Source organism: Litorimonas sp. WD9-15, assembly GCF_050271975.1.
Taxonomy (GTDB): Bacteria; Pseudomonadota; Alphaproteobacteria; order Caulobacterales; family Maricaulaceae; genus Litorimonas.
In genome coordinates, this window is sequence record NZ_CP189850.1 from 288,621 (window position 1) to 307,890 (window position 19,270).

Annotated in this window: 19 protein-coding genes; 11 read left to right on the top strand and 8 right to left on the bottom strand. The window is 55.5% G+C overall.

The features are described 5' to 3' along the window. Positions 1-20 precede the first annotated feature (20 nt). The 4 genes from ACP9M6_RS01390 to ACP9M6_RS01405 all read left to right on the top strand — a co-directional run bounded on the left by ACP9M6_RS01390 (position 21) and on the right by ACP9M6_RS01405 (position 5,439). Positions 21-1,493 carry a cytochrome P450 gene (locus ACP9M6_RS01390; RefSeq protein ID WP_427452778.1) on the top strand — a complete coding sequence of 491 codons (1,473 nt, stop codon included), beginning with the start codon at positions 21-23 and terminating at the stop codon, positions 1,491-1,493. Positions 1,494-1,553: 60 nt separating this feature from the next. Beyond that, positions 1,554-2,489 (top strand): ornithine carbamoyltransferase, encoded by a 936-nt coding sequence (gene argF, locus ACP9M6_RS01395; RefSeq protein WP_427452780.1) that lies wholly within the window; start codon positions 1,554-1,556, stop codon positions 2,487-2,489. 251 nt (positions 2,490-2,740) lie between these two features. Further along, on the top strand, positions 2,741-4,303 hold the full coding sequence (locus ACP9M6_RS01400; RefSeq protein WP_427452782.1) for an anti-phage dCTP deaminase: 1,563 nt from the start codon (positions 2,741-2,743) through the stop codon (positions 4,301-4,303). A 593-nt stretch (positions 4,304-4,896) separates the two neighbouring features. Continuing rightward, on the top strand, positions 4,897-5,439 hold the full coding sequence (locus ACP9M6_RS01405; RefSeq protein ID WP_427452783.1) for a hypothetical protein: 543 nt from the start codon (positions 4,897-4,899) through the stop codon (positions 5,437-5,439). 195 nt (positions 5,440-5,634) lie between these two features. Here the strand turns inward: ACP9M6_RS01405 and ACP9M6_RS01410 are convergent, their stop codons facing one another. From ACP9M6_RS01410 to rsmI, 3 genes are read right to left on the bottom strand one after another with little or no spacing between them, the layout of a single operon-like run. Then, positions 5,635-6,558 (bottom strand): BON domain-containing protein, encoded by a 924-nt coding sequence (locus ACP9M6_RS01410; protein WP_427452785.1) that lies wholly within the window; start codon positions 6,556-6,558, stop codon positions 5,635-5,637. 34 nt (positions 6,559-6,592) lie between these two features. Then, on the bottom strand, positions 6,593-6,979 hold the full coding sequence (locus ACP9M6_RS01415; protein ID WP_427452786.1) for a YraN family protein: 387 nt from the start codon (positions 6,977-6,979) through the stop codon (positions 6,593-6,595). Next, positions 6,976-7,854, bottom strand: a complete 879-nt coding sequence (gene rsmI, locus ACP9M6_RS01420) for a 16S rRNA (cytidine(1402)-2'-O)-methyltransferase (protein ID WP_427452788.1) — start codon at positions 7,852-7,854, stop codon at positions 6,976-6,978. Before rsmI ends, ACP9M6_RS01415 begins: the two co-directional genes overlap by 4 nt. Positions 7,855-7,898: 44 nt before the next feature. Between rsmI and ACP9M6_RS01425 the strand changes: the two genes are divergently transcribed. From ACP9M6_RS01425 to bfr, 3 genes are all read left to right on the top strand, one after another. Beyond that, complete coding sequence (locus ACP9M6_RS01425; protein WP_427452790.1) at positions 7,899-9,275, top strand: penicillin-binding protein activator; 1,377 nt, start codon at positions 7,899-7,901, stop codon at positions 9,273-9,275. Positions 9,276-9,345: 70 nt separating this feature from the next. Further along, complete coding sequence (locus ACP9M6_RS01430; protein WP_427452792.1) at positions 9,346-9,543, top strand: (2Fe-2S)-binding protein; 198 nt, start codon at positions 9,346-9,348, stop codon at positions 9,541-9,543. Between the two features lie 21 nt (positions 9,544-9,564). Next, complete coding sequence (gene bfr, locus ACP9M6_RS01435; protein WP_427452794.1) at positions 9,565-10,050, top strand: bacterioferritin; 486 nt, start codon at positions 9,565-9,567, stop codon at positions 10,048-10,050. 37 nt (positions 10,051-10,087) lie between these two features. On the opposite strand, the gene hemW is transcribed toward bfr, so the two are convergent. Continuing rightward, positions 10,088-11,227, bottom strand: coding sequence for a radical SAM family heme chaperone HemW (gene hemW / locus ACP9M6_RS01440; RefSeq protein ID WP_427452796.1), 1,140 nt, complete (start codon positions 11,225-11,227; stop codon positions 10,088-10,090). Further along, positions 11,220-11,858, bottom strand: a complete 639-nt coding sequence (gene rdgB, locus ACP9M6_RS01445; protein WP_427452798.1) for an RdgB/HAM1 family non-canonical purine NTP pyrophosphatase — start codon at positions 11,856-11,858, stop codon at positions 11,220-11,222. The genes hemW and rdgB overlap by 8 nt, the downstream gene beginning before the upstream one ends. A gap of 100 nt (positions 11,859-11,958) precedes the next feature. Here rdgB and ACP9M6_RS01450 point away from each other — a divergent pair, with 100 nt between their 5' ends. Both ACP9M6_RS01450 and ACP9M6_RS01455 read left to right on the top strand, forming a co-directional pair. Continuing rightward, positions 11,959-12,510: a DUF2975 domain-containing protein gene (locus tag ACP9M6_RS01450; RefSeq protein WP_427452800.1), complete on the top strand. Its 552-nt coding sequence runs from the start codon at positions 11,959-11,961 to the stop codon at positions 12,508-12,510. Beyond that, on the top strand, positions 12,510-12,740 hold the full coding sequence (locus ACP9M6_RS01455; protein WP_427452801.1) for a helix-turn-helix domain-containing protein: 231 nt from the start codon (positions 12,510-12,512) through the stop codon (positions 12,738-12,740). Before ACP9M6_RS01450 ends, ACP9M6_RS01455 begins: the two co-directional genes overlap by 1 nt. Here ACP9M6_RS01455 and ACP9M6_RS01460 read toward each other — a convergent pair whose 3' ends face one another. Next, complete coding sequence (locus ACP9M6_RS01460; protein ID WP_427452803.1) at positions 12,741-14,726, bottom strand: protein-disulfide reductase DsbD family protein; 1,986 nt, start codon at positions 14,724-14,726, stop codon at positions 12,741-12,743. It abuts the gene before it with no gap. Positions 14,727-14,886: 160 nt separating this feature from the next. On the opposite strand from ACP9M6_RS01460, the gene ACP9M6_RS01465 reads away from it, so the two are divergent. Next, complete coding sequence (locus ACP9M6_RS01465; RefSeq protein WP_427452805.1) at positions 14,887-15,267, top strand: hypothetical protein; 381 nt, start codon at positions 14,887-14,889, stop codon at positions 15,265-15,267. Between the two features lie 62 nt (positions 15,268-15,329). Further along, positions 15,330-16,418, top strand: a complete 1,089-nt coding sequence (locus ACP9M6_RS01470) for a transporter (RefSeq protein ID WP_427452807.1) — start codon at positions 15,330-15,332, stop codon at positions 16,416-16,418. Between the two features lie 15 nt (positions 16,419-16,433). Here the strand turns inward: ACP9M6_RS01470 and ACP9M6_RS01475 are convergent, their stop codons facing one another. Both ACP9M6_RS01475 and ACP9M6_RS01480 read right to left on the bottom strand, forming a co-directional pair. Continuing rightward, entirely contained in the window at positions 16,434-18,287 is a 1,854-nt protein-coding gene (locus ACP9M6_RS01475; RefSeq protein ID WP_427452808.1) for a DUF885 domain-containing protein, read from the bottom strand. Positions 18,288-18,412: 125 nt separating this feature from the next. Further along, positions 18,413-19,195, bottom strand: a complete 783-nt coding sequence (locus tag ACP9M6_RS01480) for a SapC family protein (RefSeq protein WP_427452810.1) — start codon at positions 19,193-19,195, stop codon at positions 18,413-18,415. Positions 19,196-19,270 lie beyond the last annotated feature (75 nt).

Here is a 19,270-nt window from a genome sequence, read left to right on the forward strand (position 1 = left end):
CGTTATGCGAATTTGCGGAATTGACCGTCGCGCTTCACACACTCAAAGTCTCTGCGATTGGAGGCCTTATGGCGCGTCATGATTACAAGTTCCGTCCCGCGGCGAAATGGGAAGACGGGGCGTTTGTTCCGCCCGCCCCCATCCCGGCCCCGCGACATCCGAAGGATTGGAGTCTGCTGGAAAATTTGGACTCGCTCTTCGCCATGAGCCGCAACCCTGTCACGGCGTCGACGGAAGTGTCCATGACATTGGAGGATGTTCAAGCTTTCGGCTTGGGCCAAGAGATCATGGTCGTGACCTCCGCCGAAGCACTGCGGCACATGTTTATCGACAATGCGGCGAATTACCGAATGCATCCCATCCGGCAGACGATCCTCAAACCTGTCTTGAAAGACGGCTTGGTGTCGGCGGAAGGCCCCGAATGGAAATCCGCCCGCCGCGCCCTCGCCCCGGTTTTTGTGCCCCGCAATACCAAGAATTTTGCAGCGTCCATGGCGCGCGTGACAGACCGCATGCTGGACGACGTTTTCCCCGCAAATAAGACGGTCGATATCGGCGAGAGCTTCTTGAAACTCGCCTATGGCGTCCTGTCTGAGACATTATTTTCCGGCGAGATTGACGGACAATCCGATGCCGCCCTGCGCAATATCTCAGACTTTATGGAGGCGCTGGGCAAAGCGGACCCGCTGGATATTCTGATGGCCCCGAAATGGTTGCCCCGCCTGACAAAACTGGGCGGGCGCGGCGCGGTGAAAGGTCTGCGCCGACAGGTCTTCGCGCTGGCGCAGGACAGGCGGGCGCGGATAGAGGCGGGCGCAGATGTGCCGGATGATTTCCTGACCCTGCTGCTGCGGACGGAAACGGAGGACGGGGAGCCGCTCTCCAATGACCAGATCGAGGATCAGCTCGTCACTTTTATCGCGGCGGGGCACGAGACGACCTCCCGCGCCCTGACTTGGATGACCTATCTCCTGAGCCAGGACACAGAGGCCCGCACACGGATGGAGGCGGAACTGGACACGCTCGACATGTCCCTGCCGCCCGAGGATTGGATCAAACACATTCCCTTCGCCGTGGCGTGTTTTGAGGAGTCCATGCGCCTCTACCCGCCCGCACCGTTGATCTCTCGCCAAGCGGTGGAGGCCGATGCCGTCGCGGGCAAAGTGATTGCGAAAGGCGCGGGCATCCTCGTCAATCTCTGGTCGCTTCACCGCCACCGCGCGCATTGGGAGCAGCCGGACGCGTTCGTGCCGACGCGGTTCCTGCCCGAGGCCCGCGCGAGCATTGACCGTTTCGCCTATCTCCCCTTCGGCCTCGGCCACCGCGTTTGTATCGGGCAACGTTTCGCGATGCAGGAAGCGGCGGTGATGATCGCCGTGATCTTCCGCAAATTGCGCCTGAATTGGACCCCCGGCCAGCCCGAGCCGTGGCCCGTCATGCGCATCACAACCCGTCCCGAAAAGCCGATGTTGATGCGGGTGGAGCGGCGCTAGACGCCACTTGGCAAAACCGTGCCTATAGGCTAATTCGTCTTTTTAGGGACTCCTCACACCATGCCGCATTTTCTCTCGCTCGCCGATATTTCCGCCGCGGACCTCAGAAGCATTCTGGACCAAGCCCATGCGATGAAGGCCGCGCGCACGGGTCTACCCAAAGGCGCAACGGACCCTGGTCTTAATGGAGAGGGGCCGTCGCTCAACGGCCACACGCTCGCGATGATCTTCGAGAAATCCTCGACCCGGACGCGGTTCTCCTTTGATATGGGCATGCGGCAGCTGGGCGGGACGTCCATTACCGCGACGTCCAATGATATGCAGCTGGGCCGCGGGGAGAGCGTGGCGGATACGGCGCGCGTGCTGTCCCGCTTTGTCGATGCGGTCATGATCCGCTCTAACGCGCATCGCACGATCACCGATTTCGCGGAAAATTCCGATGTGCCCGTCATTAACGGGTTGTCGGATTTCAATCACCCCTGCCAGATACTGGCGGACCTCATGACGATTGAGGAACGCGGCACGAAACTGAACGGCGCGGTGCTGAGCTGGATCGGCGACGGGAATAATGTGCTGGCCAGTTTCGTCAATGCCGCCCCCGCCTTTGGCTATGAGCTGCGGATCAGCTCCCCCGACAGCTACAGCCTCGACCCCGCGATTATTCAAGCCGCACAAGACCGCCAAGGCAAGATCGTCACCGACCTCTCCCCGCAGGACGCCGCCAGCGGCGCAGACGCCCTGATCACGGATTGCTGGGTCTCGATGGGCGATACGGATAAAGCAGAGCGCCTCAAAGCCCTCACCCCCTACCAAATCGACGCGTCAATCCTCGGAAAAGCCAAACAAGGTGCCGCATTTCTACACTGCCTCCCCGCCTATCGCGGACAGGAAATGACGGCAGAGGTGTTGGAGGGTGAGCAGAGTGTGGTTTGGGATGAAGCGGAGAATCGCTTGCACGCGCAGAAGGCGATCGTGCGATGGTGTTTGGGGGTATAAAAAAGCAGGCACGAAGCCTGCATTTTTTTGTTTTATTACAATAGGTTAACTACTTGGCAGAAGTCTTTTCACTTCGTCTGGTAGGCTTTCTAAAAGTCTTTCTGAAGTCTCAATAGCTTCTGATAGCCACTCACCTTCGAACTCAAATTCATTAATCATAACAATCTAGTCCCTCCACTACTGTTAAGTTCCAACATACATATTAAGAAATCACTAGTCACGACTATAAAACTATATGAATACTGTTTGTTATGATAAAGTCACAAATCAAGTCAGAACTTTTCTTCGGTATTGTTGCCAAAATAGGTACTGATATCGAATCAGCTATACAGGTACTGCAGGATGAACTTGAAGACTACGGATACAATCCAGTGGTTGTAAAAGTTACCGAAGCCCTTTCTCAGTCAAATGTTCGAAAATTCATAACTAAACCGATTGATAAACAATCATTAGAAACGCGTTACAATACATCAATCGAAGCATGTAACGAACTTAGATCGAAATTAGGTAACGATGTAATGGCAAAGCTGGCCATTAATCAAATTATTACAGTGAGATCAAAAAACTTAAAAGAAAAGCCAACTGCATATATAATCCGGCAAATCAAACGAACTGAAGAAATAGATATTTTACGAAGCACGTATGACGACAAGTTTGTACTCTTGTCATGCTACTCTCCCACCTCATTAAGACGGGAATTTTTATCTAAGAAGATAGCGGAAAGTCATCACGATATTAATCAAAATGCATATACGTCGAAAGCCTCTGAGTTAATTATTATTGATGAAAATGAAGATGGAAATAAATTTGGACAAAGAGTTCGCGAAGCTTTTCCAGAAGGAGATGTAATTGTAAACTCAACCACTAAGCAGTCAGCAGAGAAAACCGTAAAGCATTTCTTAGAAGTATTTTTTGGAAACCCAGAAGTATCTCCATCAAATGATGAATACGGTATTTACATGGCTTTCTCTGCTGCGCTTCGCTCCACGGACCTCTCAAGGCAAGTTGGAGCAGCTATATTTTCTGATAAGCTTGAGATCATTTCCCTTGGATGTAACGAAGTCCCAAAATTTTCCGGAGGCACCTATCTACAAGACGATACCGATGCATCTGGAGAAGATGGAAGAGACTCAGCTGTTGGGTATGATGCAAATGCTCAAATAAAAATGCATATTGCCAGAGATGCTGTCAAACAGATCAGCAAAATAGTAGGTAACGAACTGGAATTAAAGGACGAAAATAATAAAATCAACTTAGACAAAATGTTGAATGACGAATTTGTTGATGAATTAATTAAAAAGCATGTTGAGAATAAAGCTGGAGATTTAAGAGAGCTATTACTCATGGATATAACTGAGTTCGGCAGAGCTGTGCACGCTGAAATGAATGCTCTTACTGATGCTGCACGATTAGGAAAGGCGACAAAATTTGCTACTTTGTACTGCACGACATTTCCTTGCCACAACTGCGCGAAACATATCGTTGCTTCTGGGATTCATCGTGTCGTCTATATTCAACCCTACCCAAAAAGCAGAACTGATAGATTGTATCCTGATAGCATCGCAATTGATCCGAAACACAAGCCCAACGACAAGGTGATATTTGAGTCACACACAGGCATTGGCCCCAATATATATTCGAGAATATTTAAAAGAAATAAAATGAAAGATGCTGCAGGAAATGTGCTTCGTTGGAACAAACAAAATGCACATCCAAAAGTCTCAATACTTAATATTGGATATATAACTAATGAGGCTGTTCAAAATGGTGAGCTAGCGAAAAGTTTGAAGTCATTGTCAGACAATAAATCTTAACCCCGCATTTATAAAAAACATAATCCCCACTTATCCCAACCCCCTTATATTCAAACTCGTTCCTTCGGATATGGGACAGGAGAGAGTCGACCTCTTCTCTGATACCGGGGGACGGTGTGCCTATGGGTTCGGGTTAGTCTCCGGGTCCGGGGGCCGGATTTCGAGCGCCTGACCACCTGAAACGGTGGCAGTCCAGTAAGGCCGTTATCCGTCACGCACTGCCGCAGGGCTTTGTGTATTTGTTTTCAACAATTACACGAGGAGTGAAATGAGCTTATGGCTCAATCCGCTTCGATCTTTGCGTAAAACACTTATTTATTTGGTTTCCATCGCGGAGACCGACCCTGCGGACGTCCTGCCTTTTACCGGACAAACGTAATCTTTGGCAGTCGCTGGATCGGCTGTGAGCGATGACGCTTGTTCAATCAACACTGTCATCCCGCACAAGCCCGTCAGGGCGCTGATGCGGGACCTGACGTCTACACGACGCCGGTTGCGTCACATACACGATAGGTCCCGCATCTCCGGCTTTGCCTGCGTGCGGGATGACATCGAAAGCTAATCTCATATTACACTTAATCGAAAGACCCACCATGCCCCGCAATACACCCTCCACCCTCGAACAAATTCGCCTTCAATTCGCCCGCGAGAAACTCAAACGCGAGGCCGCGCTGGCCGAGCGGGAAGCGCTTCGTTTGGAGGCGGAACGTCCCGAAGCGGAGGACGAAGAATTTTTCAATCTGGAACGGGATCTGAAACCGCTCTCGCCGCTGGATGAGCTGAAAATGTGTGAATATATGGACAAGGGTTTTGTCCGCCGGGAATTCGTCAAAACCTATGTCGAGGGCTATGAGCCCTATGACAATCATGTCGGGATTTGGTTCATGGAGGGCGGTCTCAAAATTATTCAGAAAGTCATGAAAGCCGGACCGGAGATGTGGGACGCGATTGGCTGCGAGGCGGATTTGAATGAATGCGGGCAGTACCTGCTGCAAGAGAAGTTCAAAATCCACGTGCCCGGCTGGGCCACGCGCCGGATTGTCGAGGGTTACAGACATCGGAAAGATGTGCCCGATTGGGTGGCGGATTTGGAAGTTCTGTTGGAGCGCTATGCGAGCGGGGCGTGGGTCGCATAGCGTCTGCAAGGCGGGTCGGTGGGTCGATTGGGAGGGTGGCGCCTTTGTGTTCCCGCGAAATATTTCTCAGTGTCACCCCGCACGCAACGCAGTGGAGATGCGGGGCCTATCGTTTTCAGAACGCGAGTTTGAGAGCGTAGACGTTAGGTCCCGCATCCACTGGTGTCGGATGACAATTTGTGGGTAGCGCTTAATCTAACGAATAACGCGCGGAATCAAATTACCGTCTGAATCATACCGGATCGGAATCTCTTCCCCCGTATCGGGATGCACGTAATAGGGTTCGCTCTCGATAATCGAAATCGCGTCACCCGCTTGGCCCGTGCGGTAGGCACCGAGTTCTTCATCCGTGGGCAGCTCTTTCCCGAGGCGGTCCCCCATGTCGAGCTGGCTGGGCGCGGCGACGATAGTCTCAGACGGGAGTTCGAACGGGATGGGTTGCGAGAGCGGGGCGTTTTGGATCGGCGCGCCGATCTGGTCATCGGCCTGCGGCGCGCGGGTCAGGAAATCGGGGAGCTGGCGTTGCGGCGGGGCAGAGGCCAACTGCTCTGTCGTTTGGGGCATATCGGCGATGCGGGCATAGGAGATCACTTGCCGTGTGCCGCGTGTCGTCGCCGCGATTTCCGCCGCGCGTTTCAGCTCGGCTTCAGTCCGCGCGACGCCCATCAGGTAGACGATCCCGTCATGGGTCTCGACGTTGAAATTGCGGGCTTTGACATATTTATCGACGGTCAGGCGGGTACGGACGGATTTCTCCAACACGCCGTCCTTCGTATTGCGAATGAAGGATTGCTTGCCCTTGATCAGGATTTCATTGCCAACCTGCTCCACACCCGGGGCGGACCAGGCAATGCGCGTGGCCTCGATCTTGTCCTGCTGCGTCGGGACATTGCCGGAGAGGAGGACGACGCGCTCAGCCACTTCCACATCGACGCCGGAAAGTTTGAAATCATGGGCCCGGTTCATGCGCGCTTCGATCACGCGGCCTGCGTTCACATCGCGCAGGGAGCCGGCGAAACTGCGTTCGTCGCCTTTCTTGAAACCTGCCGTGGCGACAGCACATCCGGTCAGTGTCGTCGCGAGAAGGAGCGTGGTCGTGAGTTTTAGGAACTTGGTCATGCGCAAGACTTAGCCAAACATGGTGAACGAGGGGTTACCAATCCCCGCGAAAAGCGTGTGCAGAATATGAAACCTTGGACAGGGGCCGCACGCGCCCTTCGATTACGGCGAGGTCGAAACGGATTTCGAAATCCGGTGGCAGGTCGGTGAAGTTGCGGTTCACCCAGATTTCGGCGGCGGCCATGAGACGGCGTTCATTACTGGCGGTGACGAGATCGTCGCGGGTGGGGAGTTTTTCGCGCTGTTTGACTTCGACAAAGGCGATGATTTTGCCCTTGATCGCGATGAGGTCGACCTCCCCCTCCGACGTTTTGAACCGCTGGTCGAGGAGTTTCCAGCCGCGGAGGCGGAGGTAGCGGGCGACATGGTCCTCGGCCTTGCGGCCTTCGGCTTCTCGTTCCTGTCGCGTGCGGGTCGTCATTTGAGTGTGAGGGCCAGCGCATAAACATCGCGCTTCGCCCAGCCGGATTGCTCGGCGATCGCGGCACTCGCGCGTTTGACGCCGTGTTCGGGAATGGCGCCACGCAGGGCGGTGGTGACACGGGCCTCGTCCCATTCCGCGTTACCATCGGGTGGCCCGATAAGCAGGACGATCTCGCCGCGCGGCGGGTCGTCGGTGACGGATTGGAGAAGCTCGGACGCCGTGCCGTGGCGAGCTTCCTCATAGCGCTTGGTCAACTCGCGCGTCAGGACGAGATCGCGCTCGCCGAGCGTGGCGGCGATGTCGGTGAGGCAGGCTTTGATGCGCGGGCCCGTCTCGAACAGGATGAGCGTGGCGCGGATATCGGCTAGCTCTCGCAGGGCCTTGGTCCGCGCGGCGGGTTTGGGCGGGAGGAAACCCGCAAAGAGAAAGCGGCCCGAGGGGAGGCCGGATTTGACTAAGGCGGCCAGCGGCGCGGAGGCGCCGGGCAGCGGGATGACGTCAATCCCTGCAGCGACAGCTGCGCGGACGAGCTTGAAACCGGGATCAGACACGAGCGGCGTTCCTGCGTCCGAGACTAATGCCACGGACTGGCCCTCTGTCAGCCAGCCGAGGACCTGCGGAATACGGGCCGCCGCATTGTGGTCATGATAGGCTGTCAATCTGGCCGAAATGTCATAGGCGTCCAGCAGCTTTCCGGTCTGGCGTGTGTCCTCGGCGAGGATGCGATCCGCAGTCGAGAGCACGTCCAGCGCCCGCAAGGTGATGTCGCGCAGGTTCCCGATGGGCGTCGCGACAACATAGAGTGCAGGTGCAAGTGAGGTCTGCGTTTCCCCTATCGGGTGTTGCGGGGACCGGACGGGCGGCTTAGACACGAGTGAACCTTTCGCGCTGCGGCGCATTGAAAACTGGAGCAAACATGCCCGACCTAAAACCGTTTGGCTATAGCTTGAAACTCGCGCTGATGAGCGTTTGCGTGATCGCGGTCTCGGCCTGCACGACAACGCAGCCGCCCGCGCCGACCAATCAGGGCGGCGGTCCGGTTGTCGACTATCCGTCGCAGCCCGCTATCCCGACGCCGACGGACACCGAAACGCCGGATGAGGTCGTCAAAGATCGTGACGAACCTAAGGAAGTGGAAAAAGAGCCGGACGTCGCCGATGCAGGCCCCTATTTCAACAATCGCGAAGGTCTGACACCGCCGCACATGGAAGGACGTGACACGAAACGCCTCGCCGTGCTTCTGCCGTTTTCGACCAGCTCCTCCCGTCTCGCGCAGGAAGCGCAATCCATGTACCGCGCGGCGGAACTGGCCGTTTTCTCGCGTTCTTCACCGGATGTGCTTCTGATCGCATTGGACACCAAAGGCACGGAAGACGGCGCACGCTCTGCCACACGGGCTGCGATTACGGCTGGGGCGGATGTCATTCTTGGCCCGATCATTGCGGCCAATGTAGATGCGGCGTCCCGCGAAGCCCGGCGGGCGAATATTCCCGTCATTGCATTCTCGAACGACCAACGTGTGGCGGGTAACGGTACCTATCTAATGTCCTTCCCGCCCGAAGCCGAGGTTGAACGTATCGTCGATTATGTCGCCAGTACAGGCACGACACGCTTTGCCTATTTAGGACCAAATGGAGCCTATGGGGACCGCGTGCGCAACGCCTATAATAATCGCGTCAGGGAGATTGGCGGCGAGATCACGGCAGCTGAATCCTACACGGGTAACGATATCTCCGTCATGCAGACACCCGCGCAGAAACTGGCGGCGTTTCATGCAGAAGGCGAAGAGCTTGCCGAACGCAGTGGCGGGACCACGCCGATGAGTTTTGAAGCGATCCTTCTTCCCGAAGGCGGAACCGCGCTCCGCTCCCTCGCGCCGCTCTTACCCTATTACGAGGTCGATCCGGCCGATGTGCAATTTATGGGGACGTCCCGCTGGGCCGACCCTGACACAGTCCGCGAACCCGCCCTGAGCCGCGGTATCTTCGCCGGACCGGATAAGGACGCGCAGCAGCTCTTCCTCGACACCTATGACCGGACATATGGCGAAACAGCCACGGGTCTCGCCAGCCTCGCCTATGATGCCGTCATGATGGGCGCCTATGTCGCCGATGGTGACCCGAAGCGACGCTATGACCGTGCGGAAAACCCGGAAGGCTTTTACGGTGTGGACGGCCTCGTCAGCTTTGATTCTGATGGTCGACCTGAACGCGGTCTGGCCGTTTACCAAATCCGCAATGGCCGTTTCATCGTTTTGGACCCCGCGCCAAGAAATGTGCTTGGTGGGAGCTAGTTGCAAATAGTTCTCATTTTTATACACAGTCGTTATTGACAATCATTCGCATGTGCAACATATGAATGGGATGATCCATTGCGTATGTAGACAGATCAACACGGCCAAGGTCGACCAAGCCGCCTCTTGCGGCGCAAAGACCGCCAATTGCGTGATGAAGTTCTGCGGCACCCGTTTTAATTGCGGACAATGCCGGACTTCTATAGACGACAGATTGCAGGCCGTGATTCCAACACTGGGTGAGGACAAACTTCTCGCTGCGGAATAGGCCAATTCATTGGAGCTTAAAATGCGTGGAAACCCGAAAACGATAGAAATTTTGAATGAAGCGCTCAAGAACGAGCTGACCGCCATCAACCAATATTTCCTACATTCCCGTATCCTCAAGGATTGGGGTGTTCTGAAACTGGCGGCCAAAGAATATGAAGAGTCCATTGATGAGATGCATCATGCGGATTGGCTGATTGAGCGTATCCTCTTCTTGAACGGATTGCCCAATCTACAGGATCTCGGGAAAATCATGATTGGTGAGACCGTTGAAGAAATCATCGAATGTGATCTCAAACTTGAGCATATTGCGATACCTCTGTTGCGCGAAGGCATCACGCATTGTGAAGAAGTCCGCGACTATGTCTCACGTGATCTGCTTGCGAAAATATTGACTAGTGAAGAAGAACATCTGGATTATCTGGAAACGCAACAGGATCAAATCCGTCTCGTCGGCATCCAGAATTATATTCAGGCGCAAAGCGCCGGAGATGAAGACGAAGGTTAAGTGACGTGTTCCCGGGTCAAGCACGGGAACAGCGAAACTAACCCAATAAAATTCTCTCTATTATTGCATTTAAAACCAACCGTCCGGCAAATGTGGCCTTTAGACGGTCACCTTCGAACTTCAAAAGACCGTCAGTTACAAAATCTCTTATGACGACCTCATTTAAATTACCCTGAGATAATTTCTTATATTTTCGAAGCGAAATGCCCTCATCAATGCGCAGGCCCATGAGGATATATTCCTCTGCCCGTGCTTTGCCGGATAGAATCTCATTCGATTCAATTCCGGATCCTGTTTCACCAACGGATTTTACATAGGCAGCAGGGCGCATCTGCGCGACGCTCGCATGTTTCACGCCGTCAATCGTCATGCGCCCATGCGCACCTGGGCCAACCCCCGCATAGTCCAAGCCCCGCCAATAGGCGAGATTATGCTGTGACTGATGACGGGGTTTGGCGAAATTCGAAACTTCGTAGTGATTGAAACCGGCGGTAATTAATTTGTCGCGCACCAAATCATAAAAGTCGGCAGAGAGGTCAGCATCCACCGCCCTGTCCTGCCCCCGCCCCTCGGCTTTGGCGAAGGCCGTGCCGTCTTCAATGGTAAGTTGGTAGGTGGAGATATGTTGTGATCCAGCCTGAAGCAATTTCTCGAGATCGTCCGCCAACATTTCTGACGTCTGTCCGGCCCACCCGAAAATCAAATCTGCGGACACCGACGGAAATATGGACATTCCCAGATCGAGCGCTTCCCGCGCTTGCGCCCCGTTATGGTCCCGGCCCAAGAATTTCAGCGCCGCATTATTGAACGTCTGCACCCCCAAAGACATCCGCGTCAGACCCGCCGCGCGGTACCCTTGCCAGCTTTCCGCATCAGCTTCGTGAGGATTGGCTTCCAGTGCAATCTCAACATCGCCCAGCCCCCAGAGCGCATCCACCTGCTCAATCATGGCCCCGACTTGTGCGGGGGTCATCAGGGATGGTGTACCGCCGCCAAAGTGAATGGACGTTATGTCCCGCTCTCCGGAGAGGCTCCGCCAATGTACCAAGTCCTTCAAAATGGCAGGGAGGAGCGTCGTATCCTCTCGCCGTTTATAGACATTAAAATCGCAATAGGGGCAGATACGCGCGCAATAGGGCCAATGAATATAGACGGCCAAAGGCTGTGGATCAGCCATCGGGGAACTGGTCTTTCAGGAATTTCGCAAAGGCATCGGCGCGGTGGCTCTTGGCGTGTTTCTCCGCCGGATCAATCTCTGCAAAGGTCAGACTGTCGCCAACCATCTGGAACATCGGGTCATAGCCGAAGCCTTTATCCCCCCGCGGCGGCCAGATCATGTCGCCCGCGACCACGCCTTCATAGACCGATGTTTCGCCACCCGGCCACGCCAGACAAAGCGCACAGATGAAATGCGCCCGACGATTATCCTGCCCCTGTAAGCGGTCATTCACATGCCACATCGCCATATCGAAATCGCGACGACTTCCGTAAGTCTCTTTCTCGATTCGCGGCAGTTCCGCCCATCGCGCGGCGTATATACCGGGGTCGCCATTCAACGCCTCAACCGCCAAACCGCTATCATCAGACAGAGCGGGCAGGCCGGAGGCCATCGCAGCCGCTACCGCTTTCAACCGCGCATTGCCCGAAAATGTGGTTTCAGTCTCCTCCGGCTCGGGCAGGTTCAATTCCGTCGCGCTGACGGTTTCCAGACCGAACGGCCGCAGCAGGTCCCGGATTTCGCGGACCTTGCCTTCATTATGAGAGGCCACGACAATTTTCTGACCGGATTGGAGTTTTTGATCTGACATGGGCGCGACTTAGACGCCGTGACGGGCATGGACAAGGGGCAGTCGGGGCGATGGACACTGCGACGCAAGGCTTGCAAGTCGGCCATTATTGTTTATCAATATGAAAATGATCATTGATGATTTAGACCAAGCCACCTCAATGGACGGTTCCGCAGGCAGCGCCCCCATGACGCGGGCGCTGTCCATCCTGCTGATTGTCGGCCAGATTGTTATGGCTGTCGGATTTGTCCTGATGCTCCTCATGGCACTCATCATGGCGGTGCCGAGCGAGTTTCGCGATAGTCTTCTGGCAGAGGCCAAAACCGCGCCGGAACCTTCCATTCTATTGGGCCGTTGTCTGGCGGGGGCTGTCCTCGCCGCAGGTTGGTTTTTTGTGCTCAAACTCTTACGCAAAGTTGTCAAAGCCGTGATCCATGGCGACCCGTTCCTGCCGGAAAATGTGGCGCGTCTGCGCAATATATGGGTCGTCATCGCGGCGACGGAAGTCTTCCGAATGTTTGCATATTACATCATCGGTTCCAACGGAGAGATGGACGGCTCGCGCCTTGATATCCGCGTCGGGACCTGGTTCTTCATCTTTATCATCGCAGCCATTTCCGAGGCTTTCCGTCACGGGGCGGCGCTGCGGGCTGAACAGGAATTGACGATCTGATGGCGATCAAGGTCAATCTCGACCGCGTCCTGTTGGACCGGAAAATGTCGCTGACGCAACTGGCCGAACAGGTCGGGATAACGTTGGCGAACTTGTCCATTCTTAAAACGGGGAAGGCGCGAGCTGTTCGTTTTTCGACGCTCGATGCCCTCTGTCGGGAACTGGACTGCCAGCCCGCGGATATTCTGGTCTATGAGCCGGATGAGGACGTCAAACTCGCCGCAGAATAATTACTCCAGCGCCTCTTTGAGGATATCATAGGTGAGAATTTGCGGTAGGATTTCGGGATCCGCACTGTCCGGCGTGTAGACCAGATAGAGCGGCACGCCCGCCCGTCCGAACCGTTTCAACTCCGCCGCAATCACATCATCCTTATTCGTCCAATCCGCGACGAGGAAAGCCGTGTCCGTGCGCTCTAACAGCGCTTTCGTCTTGCGAGTATTCAGAACGAGCCCTTCATTCACCTTACAAGTCACGCACCAGGCGGCGGTGAAATCGACAAAGACGGGGCGGCCTTCTGCTTGCAGGTTCGCGACGCGATCAGCCGACCAAGCCTGAGAGCTTAACACGGCTTCGCCGTCTACGGCCCGAACGGAGACTGGTAGATAGATAGATAGCCCCAAGGCCAGAATGCCAATTAATTTTGCGACATTGCCCTTGCGACGCAGCAACCAGATTCCGAAAGTCAGCGCCAAGCCGCCCAATAGTAATTTTAACACGCCCCCCGCGCCCGCTTGCAGGCTCAGAACCCAGACGAGCCAGATAGCGGCGGCGAACATTGGAAAGGCGAGGAATTGTTTGAATGTGTCCATCCACGTGCCCGGCTTTGGCAGACGCGCGAGCAAGCCCGGCATATAGGCGACGAGAAGGAAGGGCAGCGCAAAGCCCAGACCCAATGCGAGGAAGACGGCGAGCGTAATAAAGGCTGAACTCGCGAGCGCATATCCCACTGCGCCTGCCATGAACGGCGCGGTACAAGGCGTCGCGACGATGACCGCAAGGACACCCGTGAGGAAAGAACTGAACGGTCCGGACTTGGACACCGTATCATTGCCGATATTTTGCAAACGTCCGCCAATTTCATAGACGCCGAGTAGGTTCAGGCCGATCGCAAAAAGGAGCAGCGCCAGCAACCCAACGAGCCATGGGGATTGCAATTGGAAGCCCCATCCCACGGAAGTCCCCGCAGCCTTCAGCCCAATCAAGACCAAGGCGAAGACCGCCAAACTGACCAAGACACCTGTTGTGTAAGCCCATCCTGCACGACGCGTCGCAGACCGTTCTCCGTGAGCTGTCTTCGCAAGAGAGAGGGCTTTCAGCGAGATAATCGGGAAAACACAAGGCATGAGATTGAGGATTAGTCCGCCAATAAAAGCGCCAATGACCGCCGCGAAAAATCCGATTGAGGCTTGCGCGGAAGGCTGCGTGACGGGCCCGATATTGAAGCTCTCACCCACCGCGAAATTGACGACAACGCCCTCGCCGTCTGCATCGACCAATGTGGCGGCGAAACTCTCCGGTGCAACGTCTTCCCAGCCATATCCGGACGTGCCGGAAAAGCGGAAGCCGTCCTCGCCGAGGGTGCGGGTCACAGGTTCGCTATGGGCGAGAACGGGTCTGACATTGGGGTAAATCTCGAGGGGTTCAAAACCGGCCGGCAATTCAATCAGGTCAAATGTAAGCGCTTCGCCTTGGCTGACGACGCCGCCTTTAGCGGACACAATCTTAGGGATGGCAGCTTGAGCAACCTGAATGATGTCCGACCCTTCCGGGTCAATCTCCGCCTCGCCCAGCCCCATGACGAGTGACAGTTTTCCGTCTTCCGGCACGCAGACATCCGCACAAACGAGGAAGAGCGCATGAGCGTCCAATGTGACGGGAACGCTCGGATCGACAGTATCAGCGATCGAGATTGTGACGGGCAGCAGAACTTCTTCATCCAATGCATAGGATGCAATCGGCCCCGTCCATTTGATGTGCGGGACGGGCCATTGGATATCGCCTGCTGTGAACCCTTCGGGCAGGTCCCAGCGGATCATCACGGGTTCACCGCTATCCCCGGGGTTACGCCAATAAGTGTACCAGTCGGGGTCAAACCGCATACGCAGGACAACCGTAAAGTCCTGCCCCGGGGCCACCGTATCATAATCTGAGATAAGCGAAATTTCCGTCCGCCCCGTATCCAGCGGCAGCGTTTCCCGCGCGAAAACAGACATCGCGCAGGACCAAAGGAAAAGAACTATCAGTAGGAACCGAAACATGCGCGCCTTCTAATGCCAGAGGTTTAACAAAGCGATGCACGAATTCGTGCGCTAAAGTCCCGCAAGTCATTAGTCCTGCCTTGGCAAAGACCAGCAACGGGATTAAAGCGCCCGCGTGAAACCGAGCTCACATATCCTTCGCCTCTGCCTGGCCGTTATCATCGCGGTGCAGTTTGGCTGGTCCGGTCAAATGCGGACAAACGCGGCGGGCGAATATATCTGCAACCCCGGCGGACAACCGCCAAGCGCGGAAACCATCGCGCAAATCCGCGATCTCTTCGCGGCGGCGGGGAAAACTCTGCCGGAGGATGTGGACGCGACGGAGCATTGCGCGGATTGTGTTATGCCGGGCCTTGCGACTTTGCCTGCGCCAGTCGCGCCGCAAAATCTGACTTGGGCTGACGCGGAAAACCCGAATTCACCCTGCCCCACCGCTTTGTTTTACGACGCGCAAGGCCCGCCACTGGGCGGACGCGCACCCCCGACTTTCACCTAGATCCCGACACACTCTCCGCGTTCGATCGAGCGCAAACGATCTATTTGAAAGATTTTCACATTATGAAACACTTATTCCTCCTGACTGGGGCGGCTTTGGCTGCGCTCAGTCCTTTTTCCGCGCAGGCCCATGAAGATGGCAGCGACGGACCCCATGCCAGCGAACACGCGCCCATCGGCGTCATGGCCGATCATCGTCATAAAAAAGGCGAATGGATGCTGTCCTACCGCTATATGCATATGGATATGGAAGGCAATCGCGACGGCACAGACAGCCTATCCCCGACCGAGATCGCGACGACCGTTCCGAATCGTTTCTTCGGCACACCGATGCAACCCCCGACCCTGCGCGTGGTCCCGACCAACATGCCAATGGACATGTATATGGTTGGCGGGATGTATGGTCTGTCGGACCGCGTCACCCTGATGGCTATGGGGAGTTATCTCACGAAAGAGATGGACCACATCACTTTTATGGGCGGCATAGGCGAGACTGTACGGGGCGAGTTCACCACTAAAGTTGACGGCTTTGGCGACAGTACGGTCGGAGCGATCATCGGTCTGGATGACGGGATGAAACGTGGGCGGCAGATCAATGCCAATCTCCTGCTCACGCTTCCAACCGGATCAAATGAACAGACGGATGAAATCCTGACTCCGATGGGCGACACGCCGTCTCCGCGTCTGCCCTATCCGATGCAGCTCGGCACGGGCACGATCGATTTCAAACCCGGTGTGACGTGGTTCGACAAGGCGGGCAAAATCGGATGGGGAGCACAGGCCTCCGCCCGTATTCCGCTCGGCAAAAATAATGAAGGCTACCGCTTTGGCAATCGTGCGGAAGGCACGGCTTGGCTGTCCTATGAACCCGCATATTGGGTGTCATTTTCAGGCCGCCTGAAAGCCACGACACAGGGCCGGATGAGAGGGATAGATCCCGCCATCGTCGCCCCCGTGCAAACCGCAGATCCGGATAATGCGGGTGGTGATGAGATCTGGGCATTGGCGGGTATGAATTTCGCCGTCCAATCCGGCGCGTTGAGCGGCCACCGCTTCGCGCTCGAGTTCGGACTGCCGCTCCACCGCGATCTCAACGGTCCGCAATTGGAGACGGATAGCGTCTTCACCGCCGGGTGGCAGAAAGCGTTTTAACTCAATAAAGGCCGCCTAATAGGCGGCCTTCTCCCGCGCGATGTAACTGTCGATCACGCGACCCAGCACGGTCATCGGCACAGCGCCGCCGAGCACGACCGCGTCATTGAAGCGTCGGAAGTCGTATTTTGCACCCAGTTCCGCCTTCGCCTTATCCCGCAGGCGATTGATCGCGGAATGACCGACCTTGTAGCCCAGCGCCTGTCCCGGCCACGCGCAATAGCGGTCGATTTCGCCGCGCACTTCTTCGGGGTTAGAGCCGTTATTCGTGACGAACCATTGATTGGCTTCCTCGCGCGTCCAACCCTTTGCGTGAAGCCCTGTATCGACTACGAGGCGACAAGCGCGGAAGGCCAATGATTGTAAGTAGCCGAGACGACCGACGGGAAATTCGTCATAAACACCCAACTCATCCGCAATCTGCTGCGCGTAAAGCGCCCAACCTTCTGAGTAGGCATTGAACGCCAACATGGACCGGATCAGCGATTGTTTGAACGCATATTCACCCTGCCAGACATGGCCCGGAATGGCTTCGTGATAGGTCAGGTCGGCGAGATTGAATTTATTATGAAGGTCGGTCGAGCGTAGATTAATCCAGAAATGCCCCGGCTTCGTCCCGTCAATGGACCCTGCACCGCCATAGGCGCCCGGTGCGCCGGCTTCGACTTCCGGGTCAATGCGCGTGACCTCCAGGAAGCCGGGGACGAGCGTCTCAAACGCCTGTGGCATACGTCCGCGAATATCTGCGACCGTGTCTTCAATGAAAGTCATAATTTCCGCACGACCGGGGTCGCCGGGTTTGAAATGATAGCGTTTATCTTCACCCAATGCGCTCATCCGTTCGCCGACCGTCCCTTGCGTATATCCAACCGATTGCAGAATGGGCTCCATCCGCGCCTGCAGACTGGCCAATTCATCGAGACCCATCTGGTGAACTTCGTCCGCACTCATATTCGTCGTCGTACTGACGCGCAGGGTCCAATCATAATAGGCTTCGCCGTCCGGACGAGTCAGCACGCCTGCATTGGAATTAGCTTTGGGCGCGAGCGCTTCCAACGCGGCGACTTGGCGGTCAATCGCAGGGCCGACCTCTTCGCGGGCGATCCGTGTGGCCTCGGCTTCGAAGTCACCATAGTCCGCGCCGCGCGTCGCGACGGATTTGACGAGGCCCCAAGTCCCGGGGTCACGCTCCCGCGCCCCTTTTAATTGCGCCACAGATTTAGCAAGCAGGAAATCCGGCAGGATCATCCCGCGATCTCCGTCGCTTCTGACACGTTCGGTCTCCCCGTCCAACTGTCCGGCATAGGCGCTCATCCGTGCAAGATAGTTTTCCGCATCACCCGTTGATTTAATCGCGTGGGAACTGTCGAGGAAGCTGGGAATTTCGACAAAAGCGCCCGTATTTTGCGCGACGGCATAGGGGCTGTTCCGATAGGACCAATTATAGTTCAACAGCGCCATGTCGCCATAGGGAAAATCGAACCCTTCAACGCAGCGGTCATACACGGAAGACACGACCTCGACATCCAGACCCAGATCCGGCGACAATTCTGTCACATCAATTGCAGCCAATGTCTTTGCGACAGTCCGCACATCTTTCGCAATCGCCGCCTGCCCTGCGGCAGAGCGGTCTTCGAGTTTTGATGCCAGCGCCGCATAATTGCCTGTATCAATTCCGAGGCTGGAGGCCGTTTCGGGATAAGCCGTTAGCATCAGATCCTTTGCCGCGTCCAAAGCGGCCTGCGCGGACGTATCCGCTCCGGCGGTCGTGATTTTCGGAATGGTTTTATCACCGCACCCTCCCGTGATGAGCGCCGTCCCCATGGCAGCGGTCGAGGTTTGAAGAAGCGTGCGACGTGAGAATTTCATAACGGGGTACCGATTTCTGTTTACCCGTCTTCTGCACGGAAACAGGACCACGCGCAAATTTCAGACATAAAAAAACCCGACACGTTTTACGTGCCGGGCTTAATCTTCAATCGTCGCGGTGCAACCTATGCAGAGGCTTGCTCAGCCTGTGCGCGGCGCAGAGTCATATTGACCAGACGCTGCCAGTTATTGAGCGAGATAAGGTGCGAATAAGCGACGGCGAGATAGCCGTTCTTGGAGAACTCTGCGAGCTTTGCATCGGGAAGCGCTTTCAGCTTTTCCTCAGACACGGCGAAATAATCCGCAATCTTCTGGCGTTCGGCCGGTGAGCCATCGGCATTTTGACCCTGGAAGTTCATTTCCTTGGGCTCGAACAGGTCCAGCTCTTTAAAGGCTTCGACCATTTTAGCCGTCGCCTGACGATCGCGTTCGAAATTCTGCAGGAACTGGAATGCTTCTTTTGTGAACTGTGATGTGTCATCCCCGTCAAAAAATTTCTGTTGTGGATTTTTATCCGTCACGCAAGTCGCTTTTTCGTCAACACAGACAACAAAACGGTCATTCTGATTGTCGCCCGCAAGGACGAAAGGATAACGACGGGCGAAAGCCGGCATGTAGAAATCCTGCTCGAAATTACCGTCTTTGACAAAGAGGTTCTCGCCGGACCGGATACCCATAACGGCGAGCGGTGAGCGCTCTTCACCGGCAAAGATGATCGGCACGGATGTCGAAGCGGAACCGAATTCCGGCGCGGTCAGCGGCAGAAAATGCTGCGTCGCCATAAATTCGAAAGGCTTGTCAACCTGTGTGACGCCATGTTTCGCGTGATTGTCTTTCGTCAAAGGTACGGGGTTCTCATAGAACATCACGTTCCCACTGACTTTTACTGCATTGTCTTCATTGGCCATTTGAATTCCCCATTTGGGCCCTGTCTTACGGGCATGGTCTTTAAAACTAGGCGGCCCTTTAGCGGGTCTGGTCGT

Bases quoted from the DNA above. Each gene is read 5' to 3' on its own strand.
- ACP9M6_RS01460 (WP_427452803.1), bottom strand. From the start codon at position 14,726: ATGTCTGTTTTCGCGCGGGAAACGCTGCCGCTGGATACGGGGCGGACG.
- hemW (WP_427452796.1), bottom strand. From the start codon at position 11,227: ATGGCTGATCCACAGCCTTTGGCCGTCTATATTCATTGGCCCTATTGC.
- ACP9M6_RS01475 (WP_427452808.1), bottom strand. From the start codon at position 18,287: ATGAAATTCTCACGTCGCACGCTTCTTCAAACCTCGACCGCTGCCATG.
- ACP9M6_RS01480 (WP_427452810.1), bottom strand. From the start codon at position 19,195: ATGGCCAATGAAGACAATGCAGTAAAAGTCAGTGGGAACGTGATGTTC.
- ACP9M6_RS01430 (WP_427452792.1), top strand. From the start codon at position 9,346: ATGATCCATTGCGTATGTAGACAGATCAACACGGCCAAGGTCGACCAA.
- ACP9M6_RS01455 (WP_427452801.1), top strand. From the start codon at position 12,510: ATGGCGATCAAGGTCAATCTCGACCGCGTCCTGTTGGACCGGAAAATG.
- bfr (WP_427452794.1), top strand. From the start codon at position 9,565: ATGCGTGGAAACCCGAAAACGATAGAAATTTTGAATGAAGCGCTCAAG.
- argF (WP_427452780.1), top strand. From the start codon at position 1,554: ATGCCGCATTTTCTCTCGCTCGCCGATATTTCCGCCGCGGACCTCAGA.
- rdgB (WP_427452798.1), bottom strand. From the start codon at position 11,858: ATGTCAGATCAAAAACTCCAATCCGGTCAGAAAATTGTCGTGGCCTCT.
- ACP9M6_RS01405 (WP_427452783.1), top strand. From the start codon at position 4,897: ATGCCCCGCAATACACCCTCCACCCTCGAACAAATTCGCCTTCAATTC.
- ACP9M6_RS01415 (WP_427452786.1), bottom strand. From the start codon at position 6,979: ATGACGACCCGCACGCGACAGGAACGAGAAGCCGAAGGCCGCAAGGCC.
- ACP9M6_RS01470 (WP_427452807.1), top strand. From the start codon at position 15,330: ATGAAACACTTATTCCTCCTGACTGGGGCGGCTTTGGCTGCGCTCAGT.
- ACP9M6_RS01450 (WP_427452800.1), top strand. From the start codon at position 11,959: ATGAAAATGATCATTGATGATTTAGACCAAGCCACCTCAATGGACGGT.
- ACP9M6_RS01410 (WP_427452785.1), bottom strand. From the start codon at position 6,558: ATGACCAAGTTCCTAAAACTCACGACCACGCTCCTTCTCGCGACGACA.
- ACP9M6_RS01400 (WP_427452782.1), top strand. From the start codon at position 2,741: ATGATAAAGTCACAAATCAAGTCAGAACTTTTCTTCGGTATTGTTGCC.
- ACP9M6_RS01425 (WP_427452790.1), top strand. From the start codon at position 7,899: ATGCCCGACCTAAAACCGTTTGGCTATAGCTTGAAACTCGCGCTGATG.